This window comes from Streptomyces siamensis, from assembly GCF_039543605.1.
In the GTDB taxonomy this organism is placed as follows: Bacteria; Actinomycetota; Actinomycetes; order Streptomycetales; family Streptomycetaceae; genus Streptomyces; species Streptomyces siamensis.
In genome coordinates, this window is the sequence record NZ_BAABKB010000007.1 from 32,692 (window position 1) to 48,849 (window position 16,158).

The window sequence follows — 16,158 nt, forward strand, 5'->3', positions numbered from 1 at the left end:
ACCCTGTGCTTCTCGGTTTCCGGCCGTGCTGCTGTGTGTGTCCGTGGGCCCGTCAGACGGTCGCCCGCTCCATGCGGCGGCGCAGGCTCGCCGGGCGCAGGTCCGTCCAGACCTCCTCGATGCGGTCCAGGCACTCCTGGCGCGTCCCCTCGGTGCCTTCCGCGTGCCAGCCCGCGGGCAGGTCCCGGTCCGCGGCCCAGATCGAGTACTGCTCCTCGTCGTTGAGCACCACCCGGTAGACGCGGTCGTCGGTCTGCTCGTCAGCCATCTCGGCTCTCCCTTTCGGAGGTCTGTTCGGACATCGGATCGGGATGCGTGTCCGGATCCGCCGTCAGCTTCCGGCGGGGGCCTATACCGGGCCTCTACGCGAACTGTCGTACGGGTGCGGGTCGTTGTGCGTCCGTGAGCGGGCACGACGAAGCGCGCGACCCGGTCCCCACGGGGGGAGGGACCAGGCCGCGCGCGGTCTTTCGGGAGGGCGCCGGCACTTCTCGCCGTGCTCGCGCGCCGGGCCGGTCACGGCTCGCGGGCGTCCGCGAGCCGGACCGGCACCGGCTCGCGGGCGCGCACACGTCGTACGGACAGCGGCGCGCGAGCATCCACGAGCCGTGTCGGCATCTACTCGCGGGCGCCCACGAGTTGGACGATCCGGGAGCGCAGTGCCGCCGTGACGGGCAGCACCGTGCCGACGACCGCGAGCAGCGCGGAGACGGCGGCGATGCCGGCGACCACGAGCCAGGGCGCCACGATCGGGGTCGTACCGAACAGCTGGAGCAGGGCCGCCCACAGGGCCGCGATGTTCACGGCCGAGGCGAGCAGGGCGAGGACGACTCCGATGGCGGCCACGAGCAGTGATTCGGCGACGAAGAACCGCAGGACCTGCTTGGGTGTGGCGCCGGCCAGGCGGAGCACGGCCAGGTCGCGGCGGCGGTCCGCGGTCGCCATGAGCAGGGTGTTGAGGATCGCGATGAAGCAGAACAGCACGACGATCACGGCGGTGGAGCGTTGCCGCACCTCGATGAGATGGCGGGCGTAGGCGCTCTCCGAGGCGACGAGCTCGTCGCGGGTGAGGAACCGTGCTCCGCTGTCCCGCACCGCTCTGTCGATGGCGGCCGTGGCGGCGGCCCGGTCGGTGCCGGGTTCCAGGGTGATGTAGGCGCGGCGCGCCAGTCCGTCGCGCGCGTAGGCGGCGGACGGGGCGAAGCGTTCGGGGAGGTAGGCGACGTCCTCGCCGCGCATCGCCTTGTAGACGGCGGCGACCTTCAGCGTGGCTTCCTCGCCGTCGCCGAGCAGGATCTTCTGCGTCGTACCGGCGTCCCAGCCCCACAGGTCGGGGGCGGCGAAGCTGTTGTCGTCGAGTCGGTCCAGGGCCCCCTGGGTGATCGTGAGGTCCATGGTGCTCTTGAGCGCGGAGGTGTCGACGACCATGCCGTCGTTCTCGTCGTAGCGGTCCTCGTCGCGGGTGTAGACCGTGGTGAGCAGCGGCGCCGCGATCTGCACGCCGTCGATCCGTTTCACCCGGTCGACGACCTCGGGGCTGATGCCCGGGGTGCCGTCGGGGGCGAGCGCGTACTGGGAGGCGACCTGGTTGCGCAGTCCGTGGTCACGGGCCGCGCCGAGCGAGTCGGTGGCGGCCAGCAGCGACAGGGCGAGACCGACGGTGAGCAGGATGGGTGCGGCGGTGGCCGCGGTGCGGCGGCGTGAGGTGAGCACGCTCTCGCGCACGAGCATCGCGGTGGGCCCGGCGGAGTTGCGGAACGGCCACATCAGCAGCCGCGCCAGCGGACCGATCGCCAGGGGCGCGATGACGGCCGCGGCCAGGACGGGAACGAGGAGCTCGGTCACATAGGTGTTGGGCGAGAGGATCGTGGCCGGTTTCCCGACCGCGATCCACGCGGCGAGCCCCACCCCGGCGCCGACACCGATCGCCCCGAGCAGCAGCCGTCCCGGGGTCATCCCGGAGTCGTCGACCGCGGCCTCCCGCAGCGCCTCGACGGGCCGTACCCGTCCGGCGCGGTGCGCGGCGGCGGCCGCTCCGCACAGCGCCACCAGGACACCGACGAGGAACGCGCCGGCCAGCGGGGCGGTCACCGTCCAGTGCAGCGAGGGCCGTACCCGGAACCAGGGCGGTGAGATGTCGAGGTCGATGAGCATGTCGGTGAGCAGTTGCGCCCCGTACAGGCCGAGGGCGGTGCCGAGCGCGGAGGCCAGCGCGCCCACGAGCAGCGCTTCGCCGCGCACCATGCGGCGGACCTGCTTGGGGGTGGCGCCGACGGTGCGCAGCAGGGCGACCTCGCGGCGCCGCTGGATGACGGCGAAGGCGAAGGTCGAGGCCACGACGAAGACGGAGGTGGTGCCCGCGACGGAGGCCATCACGGGGACCAGGGTGATGGTGTTGTCGAGGGTCTCGCGGTCCTCGGCCTTGCTGGCGTCCGCCTCGTGACGGTCCTTGCCGGTGAGGACCTCGGCGTCCTTGCCGACCGCGGCGCGCACCTGGTCGATCGGGCCGAGGGCCACCAGGGCCTGGATGCGCGGGGAGATGCGGGCGGCCTCGGCGTCGCCGAAGAAGACGGCGTTCTCCCAGTCGACCGGTGCGACGGTGCCGGACACCGTGTACGCGGATACCCCGGCGGCGGTCATGACCGTCACCTTGTCGCCGGTGCGTGCCTGGTCGGACGGCACGACGATCTGTCCGTCGCCGGACGGCTGTCGGCCGCTGGTCAGTTCGTAGCCGCCGAAGCGCGCGACCGCCCAGGGGTGGCCCACCTGGTTCTTCGGGCCGCCGCGGAGCTGCGCGTAGAACGCCCGGTCCTCGACGGTCTCCCCGGTGGCCGCGACGCGGTCGAGGAGGTCCCGCGAGACGCCTTCGGCCTCGGGCAGCGACCGCACGCCCAGGTCGTGGTGGGCGGGGTCCCAGTCGGGGTCGGTGGGCAGGACGACGGCGTCGGCGCGGGCGAACCGCTCGGCCGGCCGGTCGGGCAGGTCGAGCATGGTCATCAGCAGGACGCCCATCGCGGCGACCTGGGCGACGCCCAGGACCAGTGCGACGACGGTGCCGAGGAAGGACACCCAGCGCGCCCGCAGGGTCTGGAAGGCGATGCCGAGCACTACGACACCGCCAGATCGGTCATGCGGGCGGCGACCGCCTCGGCCGTCGGGGAGGTCAGTTCGCCGACCAGTGAGCCGTCGGCGAGGAACACCACACGGTCCGCGTACGCGGCCACGTTCGGGTCGTGGGTGACCATCACGATGGTGGTCGGCTCGTCGAGCTCGGGGTCGTCGGCGCCCTTGCCGCCCGTGACCGGACTGCCCACCAACTTGCGCAGTACTTCGAGCAGTTCACGCCCGGTCGTGATGTCCAGCGCTCCGGTGGGTTCGTCGGCGAACAGCACGGCGGGGCGGGTGACCAGGGCACGGGCCACCGCCACCCGCTGTTGCTGGCCGCCGGAGAGCTGACCGGGCCGCTTTCCCGCCTGGTCCTCCAGGCCCACCTGGGCGAGTGCCCGCAGTACGGTCTGCCTGCCCGGTTTGCGGCCGGCGAGCCGCAACGGCAGCCCGACGTTCTGCGCGGCCGTGAGCGAGGGCAGCAGGTTGAACGCCTGGAACACGAAACCGGTGGACTCCCGCCGGAACTCGGTCAGCCGGGTCTCGTTCAGGCCGCCGATGTCCGTGCCGTCGATGAACACCCGGCCGGAGGTGGGCCGGTCGAGTCCGGCGGCACACTGCAGCAACGTGGACTTGCCCGAGCCGGAGGGACCCATGACGGCCGTGAAGCTCCCGCGCGGGAAGGACAGGCCGACCTCGCGCAACGCGCTGACCGCGCCGCTGCCCGAGCCGTACGTCTTGGTGAGCGACTCCAGCCGCACTGCGTCATCCATCGATTCTCCGTAGCGTCATGGTGGTGGGGGACCGGCCGTCAGCTCCCGCTGATGCCCGGACGCCTCTTCCTGGGCGCTCCGGTCTTCGAGCTCCGCCCCTGGGCGGGTGAACACGACGGTCGCCACCACGGCGAGCAGGGCCATCACTCCGGATGCGATGGCCAGAGTCCCGCGCGTCCCGAAGCCCTCGAGGAGATAGCCGGTGCCGAGCGCGCCGATCGAACTCGCCCCGGAGACAAGGAGCATGACGACGCTGCCGACCCTCCCCTGCATGGCGTCGGGTGTGATGCGCACCTGATGGGACATGCCGGAGACCGTAACAGCGGCTCCTATATGCGACGTTATGAAGAAGAGAATCCCAAGTGTCACAGGGTGCAGCAGAAATACTGTTCCGGGCATGATCACGGCCCAGGCGACATGCGCGTAGATCATCACGCGCCGCATCGGCAGCCGCCTGCTCAGCCAGCCGCCGGTGAACGCCCCGAGCAGTCCCCCGATGCTCCCGGCCGCCATGATCAGACCGACCGTGCTCGCCGGTCTGCCCTGCTCCCTGACGAGCACGGCCACGGTGAGGATGAGCCCCTGGAAGACGAGATTGCTGCCCGCGATCACGAGCAACGCCGAACGGAAAAAGGCACGTTGCCACACCCAGCGCAGCCCGCTGGAGATCTCCTCGCGCAGTCCGCGCGCGCTCTTGCCCGGCCCGGAACGCTGCGCGGGGATGCGCAGCCGGGTGAGCGTCAGCAGCGACATCAGGTACAGGCCGGTGCTGGACAGGAACGGCACCCAGGCCGAGAGCCCGAACATCACACCACTCGCCGGATGCCCGACGAAGTTCACGGCCCGGGAGCGTGCCTCGTTCTGCGCCATCGCGGTGGACACCTGTTGGGGCGGCACGACACCGCGTACGGCGGCCCGTTCGGACAGCTGGTAGAAGACGGTGAGGCTGCCCTGGACGAAGGCGACGGCGGCGATGTGCCAGACACGCACCTCGTCACCGGCGAGCGAGACCGCGACCGACCCGATGGCCAGTGCCCGTCCCGCCACGCACACGAGCATCACCCGCCGCCGGTCCCAGCGGTCCACCAACACACCGGCGGGCAACTGCATCACCAGCATCGGCAGCAGCGCCGCGAAACCGACCAGGCCGGCCGCGCTCTTCGACCCGGTGTGCCAGAGCACCAGCAGAGTGAAGGCCATGGTGGAGGAGCGCTCCGCCATGACCGACAGCGCGGAACCGCCCCACAGCAACCGGAAGCGCCCGTTGCTGCGCAGCGGCGGCAGGTTGTCCACGCCGCCGCCGTCCCGCGCCACGACTTCCTTGCTCATCGACGGCCCGCCCAGCACCACTCCAGGACCGCCATGGCGCTGTGCAGCTTGTGCGTGGCCTGCGTGAAGGCGATGCTCGCCGGCCCGTCCAGCACCTCTGCGGTGACCTCCTCGCCGCGGTGGGCCGGCAGGTCGTGCAGGAAGACCGCCTTCGGGCTGGTCTCCCACAGGGCTCCGGTGACCTGGAACGGCGCGAAGACCTCACGCCAGTCCTCGGTCGGCTTGGTGGTCCCGGTGGTCTGCCAGCGCGTGGTGTAGACGGCGTCGAGATCGGCGGGCAGCGCGGCCATGTCGTGCCGCTCGACCACCCTGGCCCCGCTGCGCACCGCCTGCTCCGCGGCCTCGGCGAGGATCTCCGGCGCGACGCCGTAGCCGGGCGGTGTGCGCAGTTCCAGCTCGGTTCCGGGGAAGCGGGTGAGAGCCAGCGCCAGGGCCGCGGCACTGTTGTTGCCCTCACCGACGTACAGCACCCGCAGTCCTTCGATCCGCCCGAAGTGCCGTTGCAGGGTGGTCAGATCGGTGAGCCCCTGGGTCGGATGCTCCTCCGCGCTCATCGCGTTGACCACCGACATGGTGCCGGCGGCCGCCCAGGTGCGCAGCTCGGCGGTGGCGTCCGCCGTGCGGGCCACCAGCAGGTCCAGCATTCCGGCGAACACCCGCCCGGTGTCCTCGCTGGTCTCGCCGGTGTTGGTCTGGAGGTCGCCGGGCCCGAACGTCACGGTCTGCGCCCCGAGCCGGAGCGCGCCCGTCGTGAAGGCGGTACGGGTCCGGGTCGACGTACGGCGGAAGTAGACCCCGACGACGGCGCCGTCCATGGTCCTCGCCCGTGTCCCGGAGGCGAATGCGACGCCACGGGCCACGATGCCGCGCAGTTCGTCGTCGGTCAGGTCGGTCAGGGAGATGAGGTGTCGCGCGGATCCCATGGCGTGGGGTCCCTTCTGGTGGGCTGATGATGAGGCCGCCGGGCCCCACGGGGTGACCGGCGGCGCTCCTCGGGTCGGGTCTGCGGCGCGCGTGGGGCCGGCCCGCGGCGGTCAGCGGGAGTCGGTCAGGAGCGCGTCGATCTCGGCGCGCACCCGGTCCTCGATCTCGACGGCGAGCTGTGCCACGGTGGGGCGCTCGAACGCGACCCGCACCGGCAGCTCCAGGTCGTACTCGGCCTGGAGCCGCGAGATGAGCCGTACGGCGAGGATCGAATGACCGCCGAGGTCGAAGAAGTTGTCCTCGACACCGACCTTGTCCAGGCCCAGCACCTGACCCCAGATGGCCGAGATGCCCTCTTCGATCTCGCTGCGCGGGGCGACGTAGGTGTCGGTGGCGACGGCCTCCGGGTCGGGCAGGGCGCGCCGGTCCAGCTTGCCGTTCGCCGTCAACGGGATCGCGTCGATCTCGACGAACACGGAGGGGATCATGTACTCCGGCAACACGGATCCGAGAGCGCCGGCGAGTTCCTCGGCGCGGCCGACGACGTAGGCGATCAGGCGTTGGTCGTCGGTCACGACCACGGCCGCGTCCGAGACGTCCGCGTGAGCGGTCAACGCGGCACGGATCTCCCCCAGTTCGATCCGGTAACCACGCACCTTCACCTGATCGTCGATACGACCCAGGAACTCCACCGCACCGTCCGACCGCCACCGCGCCAGATCACCCGACCGATACATCCGCGCACCAGGCCCGCCGAACGGGTCGGGGACGAACCGCTGTGCGGTGCGGGCCGGATCACCGACATACCCTCGGGCCACACCAGTCCCGCCGACGTAGAGCTCACCCACCACGCCCACAGGAACCGGACGCAGCTCGGCATCCAGGACACGCATCTGCACGTTGGGCAGCGGACGGCCGATCGGAACGACACCCTCATGCGACGTCTCGACAGGGAACACGCACGTGCCCACCGTCGCCTCGGTCGGACCGTACTCGTTCCACACCCGACCATCCCCGAGCAAGCCCCGCCAACGCTCCACCAAAGCGCCCGGCAACGCCTCACCCGCGACCACGATCCGCGAGGTCAGCGCACGGATCTCATCATCGGACAGCTGACCGCCGATGACCTCCAGATGACCAGGCGTGAGCTTGAGGAAGGAGAACGGGCCGGCCTCGGCCAGGGCAGCACCCAGCTCGGTCAGCTCACCGTCATAGAGCCACACCCGCTGGCCCGCCACCAACGGAGCCCACACATTCGGCACCACCAGGTCGAACGCCACCGACGAGAACACCGGCGCACCACCCGAACCACACGACGCCAACTCCCGCACCGCCCAGTCCACATGATTGACCAGACCCCGATGCGAAACCTGCACACCCTTCGGCCGACCCGTCGAACCCGACGTGAACACCGTGTACGCCAAACCATCCAAATCCACCGACGGCAGCGGCACACTCACCGACGGATGCTCCACATCCACCCGGACCACATCCACCGCGAAACGGTCGACATAGGCAGCGGACGTGACCGCGACCTCGACGCCGGCATCCGCCAACATCCCGGCCACCCGCTCCCCCGGCAACACCGGATCCAACGGCACAAACCCCGCCCCAGCCCGCCACACCGCCAGCAACGCCACCACCAGATCAACCGAACGATCCAGCAACACCGCCACCGACGAACCCACACCAACCCCGGCACCACGCAAAGCCTGCGCCAGACGATTCGCCCGCTGATCCAGCTCACCGAACGTCAACGACCGACCAGCCGCCTCCACCGCCACCACACCCGGCGACTCCACCGCACGCACAGCAACCAACTCCGGCACCGACACCCCCGGCACCACAACCCCCGTGTCGTTCCACGCCTTCAGCAGTCGGCGTTCCTGGACGGAGCTGATGTCGACGGCGGACAGCGCGGTGTCCGCGTCGGCGGCCACGGCTTCGAGGAGCTGGACGAAGTGGTGGGCCAGCCGCTCGACCGTCTCGCGGTCGAAGAGCGAGGTGGCGTATTCGAAGGCGCCGATGAGAGAGCCGTCGTGCTGTCGCCACACGAAGAGCGTGAGGTCGGTCTTGGCGACCCGCCAGGCGCCCTGGAAGGCGTCCATCAGGACGTCGTCGGCGGCGACCGAGGTCGCTCCTTCGTCCTGGAGGTCGAAGGCGACCTGGTAGAGCGGGGTGCGTGAGAGGTCGCGGGTGGGCTGGAGCTCGTCCACGAGACGTTCGAAGGGCAGCTCCTGATGGGCGAATCCGGCCATCACGGTGGCCCGGACCCGTTGGAGCAGCTCGGCGAACGTGGGGTCGCCGGTCAGGTCGCAGCGCATCACGAGCGAGTTGAGGAAGAAGCCGACCGTGTCCTGGGTCTCCGGGCGGGTCCGGCCGGTGACCGGGCTGCCGATGCCGAAGTCGTCCTGCCCGCTGTAGCGGCCGAGCAGCGCGCCGAAGGCTGCGAGCAGGGTGACGTACGGGGTCGCGCCGTGCCGGCGTCCGATGCCGGTGAGGGTGTCCGCGAGGGAGGCCGGCACGGAGAACCTGACGCCGGAACCGTGCGCGTCGCGCCGGGCGGGCCGGGGCCGGTCGGTGGGGAGCCTGAGTTCGGGCAACCCCGCGAGGGCCTGCTTCCAGTGGTCGAGTTCGCGCGACGAGGAGACCTCGCCGGCGTGGGACGCCTGCCAGGCCGCGAAGTCGGCGTACTGCACCTGGAGTTCGCCGAGCTCGGGACTGCGGCCCTCCGTCGCCGCGGCGCACAGTTCGCGCAGTTCGCGGTCGAGCAGGACGGTCGACCAGCCGTCGGTGGCGATGTGATGGGCCGTCACCAGCAGGACCGGTCCGCCCTTCGGCACGCGGACCATCAGAGCGCGCCACAGCGGGCCCTCGGTGAGGTCGAAGCCGCGGGCGAACTGCTCCGCGAACAGGCCCTCCAGGTGGGCCTCCGAGGCGTCCTCGACGCGCAGTTCGACGGTGCCCGGCGCGGCGATCACCTGGCGGGGCTCCTCACCTTGGACCAGGTACCGGGTGCGCAGGGACTCGTGGCGGGCCTCCAGCGCGTCGAGGGCGGACTGCACGACGTCACGTGTGGTGCCGGCGGGCAGCCGCAGGAAGAACGGGGCCACCCATTCGGGGCTGCCCGGGTGCATGCGGTCCAGGAACCACAGCCGGTGCTGGCCGAAGGAGAGCGGCAGCGGCTCGTCGCGGCCGACAGACGTCACACCAGAGACGGCGGGCCGCGCGTCCTCCAGCAGCTTCGCCTGCGCCTCGACGGTGAACGCGCCGAAGAGGCCACGCAGTTGGATGTCGTCGCCGGATGCCCTGCGCAGCGCGTCGGCCAACCGGGTCAGGACCAGGGAGGAGCCGCCGAGCGAGAAGAAGTCGTCGTGGGCGCCGACCCGTTCGACCTGGAGGAGCTGTTCCCACACCTGGGCCACGAGGCGTTCGGCGGGGGTACGGGGGGCGACGTACTCGGCGGAGTCCTTGGCGGGCTCCAGGGCCGGGTCGGGCAGGGCGGCACGGTCGACCTTGCCGCTGCTGGTGAGCGGGAAGGCGTCCAGCGGCACGAACAGCGAGGGGATCATCGGTTCGGGCAGTCTGCCGCGCAGGAAGGTGCGCAGTTCGTCGCGCGGGATGCGGCGGGCCGTGGTCAGGTAGGCGACGAGCCGCTTGCCGTCGCCCAGGTTGCGGGCGTCGACGACGGCTCCGCGGACGTCGGGGTGGGCGTTCAGCGCGGCCTCGACCTCGGCGGGTTCGATGCGGACGCCGTTGACCTTGACCTGGTGGTCGGCGCGGCCGAGGAAGTCGAGGGCGCCGTCGGACCGCCAGCGCACCAGGTCGCCGGTGCGGTACATGCGGCTGCCGGCGGGGCCGTGCGGGTCGGGCAGGAAACGCTCGGCGGTCTGCGCGGGCCGGCCCGCGTAGCCGCGCGCCGTGCCGTCGCCGGCGGCGTACAGCTCGCCCACCACCCCGACGGGCACCGGGTCGAACTCGGCGTCGAGGACGTACACCCGCATGTGGTCCAGGGGCCGCCCGATGGGGACGGCCTCGGCGTGCCGCTCAGGGTCGTAGAGCTGGGCGGTGACGTCGATGGAGCACTCGGTGGGGCCGTAGGTGTTCCAGACGCGGGCGGCGCCCGGTTCGGCGAGCGCCCGGCACAGTTCGCCGTCGAGGGGTTCGCCGGCCGAGCACACCAGTCGCAGGTCGGCGCAGTCCGTCCAGCGCTGCTCGGCGACGAGCAGCCGCAGCACGGACGGTACGCCCTGGAGGACGGTGATGTGCTCGTCGGCGACCGTCGCCACGAGCAGGGCGGGGTCGGCCTCGGCGCCGGGTGGTGCCATGACGACGGTGGCGCCCGCGGCGAGCGGGGTGAACAGTTCCCAGCCTGCGGCGTCGAAGGTGAGAACGGTCTTCTGGAGCACGCGGTCCGTGCTGGTCACTCCCTGGTTGTCGAGCGACCAGGCGACCCGGCCGGCGATGCCGCCGTGCTGCACGAGGACGCCCTTGGGACGTCCGGTCGAGCCCGAGGTGTAGGTGAGGTAGGCGGCGTGGTCGGCGGTGACCTCGGTCTCGGGTGCCGTGTCGGGCAGTGCGGCCAGGGCGTCGGACTCCCGGTCGAGGTCCACGACTCCGCCGGGCAGGAGCTCCGCGAAGGTGTCGGCGTCGGTCCCGCTCGTCAGCACCGTGCGCGCACCGCTGTCCGCGACGACCCAGGCGGTGCGCTCCCGCGGGTGCCCGATGTCCAGCGGCACGTAGGCGGCGCCCGCCTTCCACACGCCGAGCAGGGCGGCGACGAGGTCGTGGCCGCGCGGCAGGCAGACGACGACCCGGTCCTCGGCGCCGACGCCGCGGGACGCGAGGAGCCGCGCGATCCGGTTGGCGCGCCGGTCGAGCGCTTCGTAGCTCAGCGGCCCCTGGGCGCCGTCGACCGCGACGGCGAGCGGGGTCGACACGGCCTGGTGGGCGATGAGTCGGTGCAGCGGGACTGTCATCTCTTCTCTTCTCCAGGGAAGTGAGCGCGTGCGGCGGTGCGACGGCCCTCGGCGGCGCCGCCGGTGGTCCGGTGGTTCGCGGCGGCGCGGCCGGCGGTGTGCGGGAGGGCGGGTGGCCTACGCGGCGGGCGCCGGCAGGAAGTCCGTGACGTCGGTGCCGAGTCCGCCGGCGCGGGCCCGGTCCCGTACGAAGCGGGCGAGCGCGAGGTCGAGGACACCGAGCCCGAACGGCGAGTACACGAGCCGTCTGCCGGGCCGCGGGTCGAGCGTCGCGGTGCCGCGCAGCAGGGCGCCGATACTCGCGTCGATGAAGTCCCTTCCGCCGGAGGTGAGTTCGGCGAGGTGGACCGAGGTGTTCTCGCGGCACACGTGGTCGGGGTCGTCGACGACGTTGTGGGAGTCGAGGACGGCCGGGACGGTGATGTCGCGCAGTGAGAGGTGCAGCACCACCGTGCCGGGCGGGCAGGCGTCGAGGGAGGTGTGCGGGGTCGCGGCGGTGGTGGCGATGGACACCAGGTCGTGGGCGGCCAGGGCCTCGTCGAGGGTGTCGCAGTGGCGGACGGCGGCCGACGGCAGCAGCCGCGCGTTGTCCAGGGTGAAACGCCTGGCGCGCTCGGGGTCGGTGTCGTACACGGTGAGCCGGTCGAGGCCCGGGTGTTCGGCGGCGAGGAAGCGGAGCACCTCGCGGTTGATGACGCCGCAGCCGACGAGCGTGATCCCGGAGGGCCTGCGGCCGGCGAGCAGGGCGCGCGCGCCCACCGCGGCGGACGCGGCGGTGCGCCGGGCGGAGATCAAGGAGCCCTCGATGAGCGCCTCGGGCTGTCCGTTGCGCAGCGAGTTGAGCAGGATCGCCGCGCTGGCGCGCTGCACCCCGGAGGCGATGTTGCCGGGGAAGGAGGCGATCCACTTCATTCCGGCGATGTCGTCGTCGCCGGTCTCGGTGCTGCCGCCGAGATAGGCGGGCAGTCCGATGATGCGGTCCCGGGGGCGGTCGGGGAAGCGCAGGAAGACGGAGTGCGGCAGGCTGGTGCGGCCCTCGTCGTGGCGCCGGTAGGCCTCGGCGACGAGGTCGACGATCTCCTTCTCGCGGCCTTCGAGGAGGCCCGCGACCGTCTGGTGGCCGATGATCAGCATGTTCCCACCGCCATGGTGTGCTCCGGTTCCTTCCACAGGTGGCTCACATCGCCGAAGTGGCGGCGCACCCATTCGTCGTCGTAGATCGTGTCGAGATAGCGGTCGCCGCGGTCCGGGAAGACCAGCACGCAGGTGCTGCCGGCGGGGATGCGGTCGGCGAACCGGCCCAGGGCGGCGGTGACGGCGCCGGACGAGCCGCCCGCGAGGATGGCCTCACGCTGGGTCAGGGTCCGGCAGCCGACCACGCAGTCGAGGTCCGAGACGAGCACCACTTCGTCGGCGCGCGCCGGATCGAAGAGGGCCGGGCGGACGGCCGCGCCGTGCCCGGGGAGCAGCCTGGGCCCGGCCGGGCCGCCGAACAGCACGCTGCCGAGCGCGTCGACGCCGACCAGCGTCGTGGACAGACCGTGGTCACGGATGTAGTCGGCGCAGCCGGTGAGGGTGCCGCCCGTTCCGGTGGCGCAGAACAGGTAGTCGACCCGGCCGTCCAGCGCCTCGGCGATCTCCCGCATGGTCCGGGTGTGGGCCCGCGGGTTGAGCGGGTTGGCGTACTGGTTGGGCCAGTACGCGCCGGGCAGGGCGGCCACCAGTTCGCGCACCCGGGCGAGCCGGGCGGGGAGGTAGGCGCCGGTGTCGGGGTCGGGTTCGGTGACCATGTCGACCGTGACCTGGTAGGCCCGCAGGATCTTCAGGTTCTGCCGGGTGGTCTTGGGGTCGACGACGCAGATGAAGTCGATCCCGTAGTAGCGGCAGATCTGGGCGATGCCGATGGCCAGGTTGCCGGAGCTGGACTCCACGACCGTGGAACGGCCGGGGATCAGTTCGCCTCCTCTGATCCGGCCCAGCAGCATGGACAGCGCGGACCTGTCCTTGACGCTGCCTCCGGGGTTGAACCCTTCGAGCTTGGCGAGGACCCGGGAGGGGAAACGGGGCAGCAGGCCGCCGAGTTCCACCAGATGTGTGTCGCCGACGGCGTCGAGGATGCCGTCGAGCACCGGTCGTGGCGTCATGGACGCGGACTCCTGCCGGATTCGTGGGCGGTCACGGTATGTGCCGGCGTGGCGGTCACGGGGCGCGGGGCCGTGACCGCCGTGGACCGCCCGGCCCCGGCGTGCGCGCGGCACGGGGACACGACGGTCACGGCGGTCGCGGGGCGCCGGGCCATGACGGTCACGGCGTGCCGCCGGAGCCCGCGCCGCCCAGGGCGAGCAGGGCCCGGCGCTCGGCGTCGTCGGTCAGCGGGATGCGGGCGACGCGCTGGTCGGGGTCGTCCGCCGCCGCCTCGACGAACCGCAGGAGGACGTCGAACAGCCGCTCCACCGTGGCCCGTTCGAAGAGATCGGTGTCGTAGCGCAGGGCCATCGTCAGCCCGTACACATCACGGGTGATCTCCAGCGAGAGGTCGCACTGGCCTTCCAGGTGCGGGATCTCCAGGTACGTCGTCTCGATGCCCGCCACGGTCATCGGTTCGCCGGAGGCGGCGCCGCCCATGCCCGGTCCGAACCGGTCGGTGGCGACCATCGTCACCGAGATCCGGTAGAGCGGTCCCGTGGTGCCGGCGTCGCGGGCGACGAGCGGGTACGGGTAGGAGACGCGTGCCGTGGCCTGCCGGACCCGGTCGGCGGCCTGTGTCATGGCGTCCGCGAGGGTGGTGTCGCGGCCGAAACGGCCCCGGATGAGGACCGGGTTGACGAAGTAGCCGACGACCTGGGCCGCGGAGGAGCGGCGGGTCGACGCCGGGCAGGCGAGGAGGAAGTCCCGCTGGCCGCCCCAGCGGTGGAGCAGCGACTGGAAGGCGGCGAGCGTGAGGGCGAACGGGGAGACTCCGCGCTGCGCGGCGGTGCGCAGCACCTTGTCGGAGAGCCGGTCGGGCAGCCGGCGCAGCAGGCTCGCGCCGGTCTGTGAGGACACGGCGGGGCGGGGCCGGTCGGTGGGCAGTTCGGCGGCCTGCGCGCCGGCGGCCTCCTCCTGCCAGAACTCGGCCTGACGCTTGCCGCGCGAGGAGTCGAGGAGCATCTGTTCGCGCTCGACGAAGTCGTCGTAGGCGACGGGCAGCGGTTCCCAGCCGGGGTCGTCCTGGCCGGTCGCGAACGCCTCGTAGGCCTGGAGCAGGTCGCGCCACAGCAGCCACTGGGAGAAGGCGTCGGTGGCGATGTGGTGGGTGACGACGAGGGCGACGGCGTCGTCGCGGCGGCGCAGCAGGACGGCCCGGAAGGGGCCCTCGGTGTCGAGGTGGAAGGGGCGGCGGACCTCCGCCCGTACCAGTGCGTCGAGCTCCTCGTCCGTCGCGTCCGGCACCTCACGGACCGTCAGTTCACCCACTGTGCCGACCGCTTCGACGACGCGGCAGGGCTGTCCGTCGGTCTCGGTGTAGCGCGAGCGGAGCATCGGATGACGGTCCGTCAGGGCGCGTACGGCGCGGCCGAGGATCTCCGGGTCCGGCGCGGGCGTCATGCGGGCCCCGCCTGCGAGGTTGTACGTCGCGCTGTCGGGGGCCAGGCGCTGCAGGAGCCACAGCCCCTCCTGGCCCACCGACAGCGGCAGCGGTGTGTCGACGACGGTGTCCACCGTCGGCCCCCCGTGGTGGCGTTCCACCGTCAGACCTCGGCCTTCGCGGTCGCGAGGAAGGCGACGACGTCCCGCACTCGCAGCAGTTCGGCGACCGTCTCGTCGGGCACGGACAGGCGGTAGGTCTTCTCCACGGCGGCCAGCAGGTCGACCCGGGTGAGCGAGTCCATGCCGAGCTCCTCGAAGCTGGAGTCCGCGTCGATGTCGCCCTCCAGGTCGGGGGCGGTGCGCTGGACCAGGGCGATGACCTCGGCGGTCAGGGCGTCGGTGGTCGTCTCGTGCGTCGTCATGTGTGGATCCGTCTCTTGAGTGGTGAGCTGGGAAGGATGGCGGTGCCCTGGTCAGGGCATGCGGACGACCTGTCCGGCGTAGGTGAGGCCGGCGCCGAAGCCGAGCAGCAGCACGTGGTCGCCGGGCGTGGAGCGGCCGCTGTCGTGGAGGCGGCTGAGTGCGAGGGGCACCGAGGCGGCGGAGGTGTTGCCGGTGTCGACGACGTCGTTGACGACGCGCTCGGGCGGCAGTTCCAGCTCCCGGGTCAGGGTCTTGATGATGCGGTTGTTGGCCTGGTGCGGCACGAACCAGTCGATGTCCCGCATGGTGATTCCGGCGGCGGCGCAGGCCCGGTGCGCGACGTCCGGCATGGTGGCCGTGGACCACTTGTAGACGAGCGGGCCGTTCATGGCGACGTACTCGCGTCCGTCGGGCCGCTCGGTGAGGCCGAGGACGTTGTGGCGGGCGCCGTCGCTGCCCCATACGGCGGGGCCGATCCCGGTGTGCTCGGAGCGCGACACCACGGCCGCGCCGGCTCCGTCGCCGAAGATGACGAAGGTGTCGGGGTCGTCCGGGTCGATCCAGTCGCTGGTGCGCTCGGCGCCGACCACGAGGACGTGCCGTGCCTCGCCGAGCCGTACGGCGCCGGAGGCCATGGCCATCGAGTAGGTGAAGCCCGCGCACACCGCGTTGAGGTCGTACGCGCCCGAGTTGGGCAGCCCGATGCGGCTGGCGACCTCCGGTGCGATGCCCGGCATGCGACGCTTGCGGGTCGCGGTGGCCACGATGGTGAGGTCCACCTCGGTGGGGTCGATGTCGGCCATCACCAGGGCCTTCTCGCCGGCGGCGACGGACATGGTGACCAGGTCCTCGGCCTCGCTCGCGTGGTGCCGGGTCCTGATGCCGGTGCGCTGTTCGATCCACTGCGGGGAGACGGTGGTGCGCGGGGACAGCTCCTCGTTGGACAGCAGCTTCGCGGGCCGGTAGGCGGCGATGCCGGTGATGCGGGATCCGTGGGTCGGCGGGGTCGTATAGGTCTCCAACGGAGCTCCCGCTGCCTCGGGTTGTGCCATGAC

11 protein-coding genes are annotated in these 16,158 nt (G+C 71.9%); all 11 read right to left on the reverse strand.

Features of this window, described 5'->3' with window-relative positions:
* Positions 1–52 precede the first annotated feature (52 nt).
* The 11 genes from ABEB03_RS13760 to ABEB03_RS13810 all read right to left on the reverse strand — a co-directional run bounded on the left by ABEB03_RS13760 (position 53) and on the right by ABEB03_RS13810 (position 16,155).
* A complete protein-coding gene (locus ABEB03_RS13760) occupies positions 53–268 on the reverse strand; it encodes an MbtH family protein (RefSeq protein WP_345647121.1) in 216 nt (71 codons plus the stop codon).
* Positions 269–618: 350 nt separating this feature from the next.
* Complete coding sequence (locus tag ABEB03_RS13765; RefSeq protein ID WP_345647125.1) at positions 619–3,108, reverse strand: ABC transporter permease; 2,490 nt, start codon at positions 3,106–3,108, stop codon at positions 619–621.
* Positions 3,108–3,878, reverse strand: coding sequence for an ABC transporter ATP-binding protein (locus tag ABEB03_RS13770; protein ID WP_345647128.1), 771 nt, complete (start codon positions 3,876–3,878; stop codon positions 3,108–3,110). Before ABEB03_RS13770 ends, ABEB03_RS13765 begins: the two co-directional genes overlap by 1 nt.
* 15 nt (positions 3,879–3,893) lie before the next feature.
* A complete protein-coding gene (locus tag ABEB03_RS13775; protein WP_345647131.1) occupies positions 3,894–5,207 on the reverse strand; it encodes an MFS transporter in 1,314 nt (437 codons plus the stop codon).
* Entirely contained in the window at positions 5,204–6,130 is a 927-nt protein-coding gene (locus tag ABEB03_RS13780) for an ornithine carbamoyltransferase (protein ID WP_345647134.1), read from the reverse strand. Before ABEB03_RS13780 ends, ABEB03_RS13775 begins: the two co-directional genes overlap by 4 nt.
* 111 nt (positions 6,131–6,241) lie before the next feature.
* Positions 6,242–11,110 (reverse strand): amino acid adenylation domain-containing protein, encoded by a 4,869-nt coding sequence (locus tag ABEB03_RS13785; protein WP_345647137.1) that lies wholly within the window; start codon positions 11,108–11,110, stop codon positions 6,242–6,244.
* A gap of 117 nt (positions 11,111–11,227) precedes the next feature.
* Positions 11,228–12,244 (reverse strand): 2,3-diaminopropionate biosynthesis protein SbnB, encoded by a 1,017-nt coding sequence (sbnB, locus tag ABEB03_RS13790; RefSeq protein WP_345647140.1) that lies wholly within the window; start codon positions 12,242–12,244, stop codon positions 11,228–11,230.
* Entirely contained in the window at positions 12,238–13,254 is a 1,017-nt protein-coding gene (gene sbnA, locus ABEB03_RS13795; protein WP_345647143.1) for a 2,3-diaminopropionate biosynthesis protein SbnA, read from the reverse strand. The genes sbnB and sbnA overlap by 7 nt, the downstream gene beginning before the upstream one ends.
* A gap of 160 nt (positions 13,255–13,414) precedes the next feature.
* Positions 13,415–14,812: a condensation domain-containing protein gene (locus ABEB03_RS13800; protein ID WP_345647146.1), complete on the reverse strand. Its 1,398-nt coding sequence runs from the start codon at positions 14,810–14,812 to the stop codon at positions 13,415–13,417.
* Positions 14,813–14,841: 29 nt separating this feature from the next.
* The gene (locus ABEB03_RS13805) at positions 14,842–15,102 is read right to left on the reverse strand and encodes an acyl carrier protein (RefSeq protein WP_345647149.1); all 261 of its coding nucleotides are present in this window, start codon (positions 15,100–15,102) and stop codon (positions 14,842–14,844) included.
* 51 nt (positions 15,103–15,153) lie between these two features.
* On the reverse strand, positions 15,154–16,155 hold the full coding sequence (locus tag ABEB03_RS13810) for a beta-ketoacyl-ACP synthase III (RefSeq protein ID WP_345647152.1): 1,002 nt from the start codon (positions 16,153–16,155) through the stop codon (positions 15,154–15,156).
* Positions 16,156–16,158 lie beyond the last annotated feature (3 nt).

Excerpts from the sequence above, each read along its gene's own strand:
- ABEB03_RS13760 (WP_345647121.1), bottom strand. The coding sequence starts at position 268 with ATGGCTGACGAGCAGACCGACGACCGCGTCTACCGGGTGGTGCTCAAC.
- ABEB03_RS13770 (WP_345647128.1), bottom strand. The coding sequence starts at position 3,878 with ATGGATGACGCAGTGCGGCTGGAGTCGCTCACCAAGACGTACGGCTCG.
- ABEB03_RS13775 (WP_345647131.1), bottom strand. The coding sequence starts at position 5,207 with ATGAGCAAGGAAGTCGTGGCGCGGGACGGCGGCGGCGTGGACAACCTG.
- ABEB03_RS13780 (WP_345647134.1), bottom strand. The coding sequence starts at position 6,130 with ATGGGATCCGCGCGACACCTCATCTCCCTGACCGACCTGACCGACGAC.
- ABEB03_RS13785 (WP_345647137.1), bottom strand. The coding sequence starts at position 11,110 with ATGACAGTCCCGCTGCACCGACTCATCGCCCACCAGGCCGTGTCGACC.
- sbnB (WP_345647140.1), bottom strand. The coding sequence starts at position 12,244 with ATGCTGATCATCGGCCACCAGACGGTCGCGGGCCTCCTCGAAGGCCGC.
- sbnA (WP_345647143.1), bottom strand. The coding sequence starts at position 13,254 with ATGACGCCACGACCGGTGCTCGACGGCATCCTCGACGCCGTCGGCGAC.
- ABEB03_RS13805 (WP_345647149.1), bottom strand. The coding sequence starts at position 15,102 with ATGACGACGCACGAGACGACCACCGACGCCCTGACCGCCGAGGTCATC.
- ABEB03_RS13810 (WP_345647152.1), bottom strand. The coding sequence starts at position 16,155 with ATGGCACAACCCGAGGCAGCGGGAGCTCCGTTGGAGACCTATACGACC.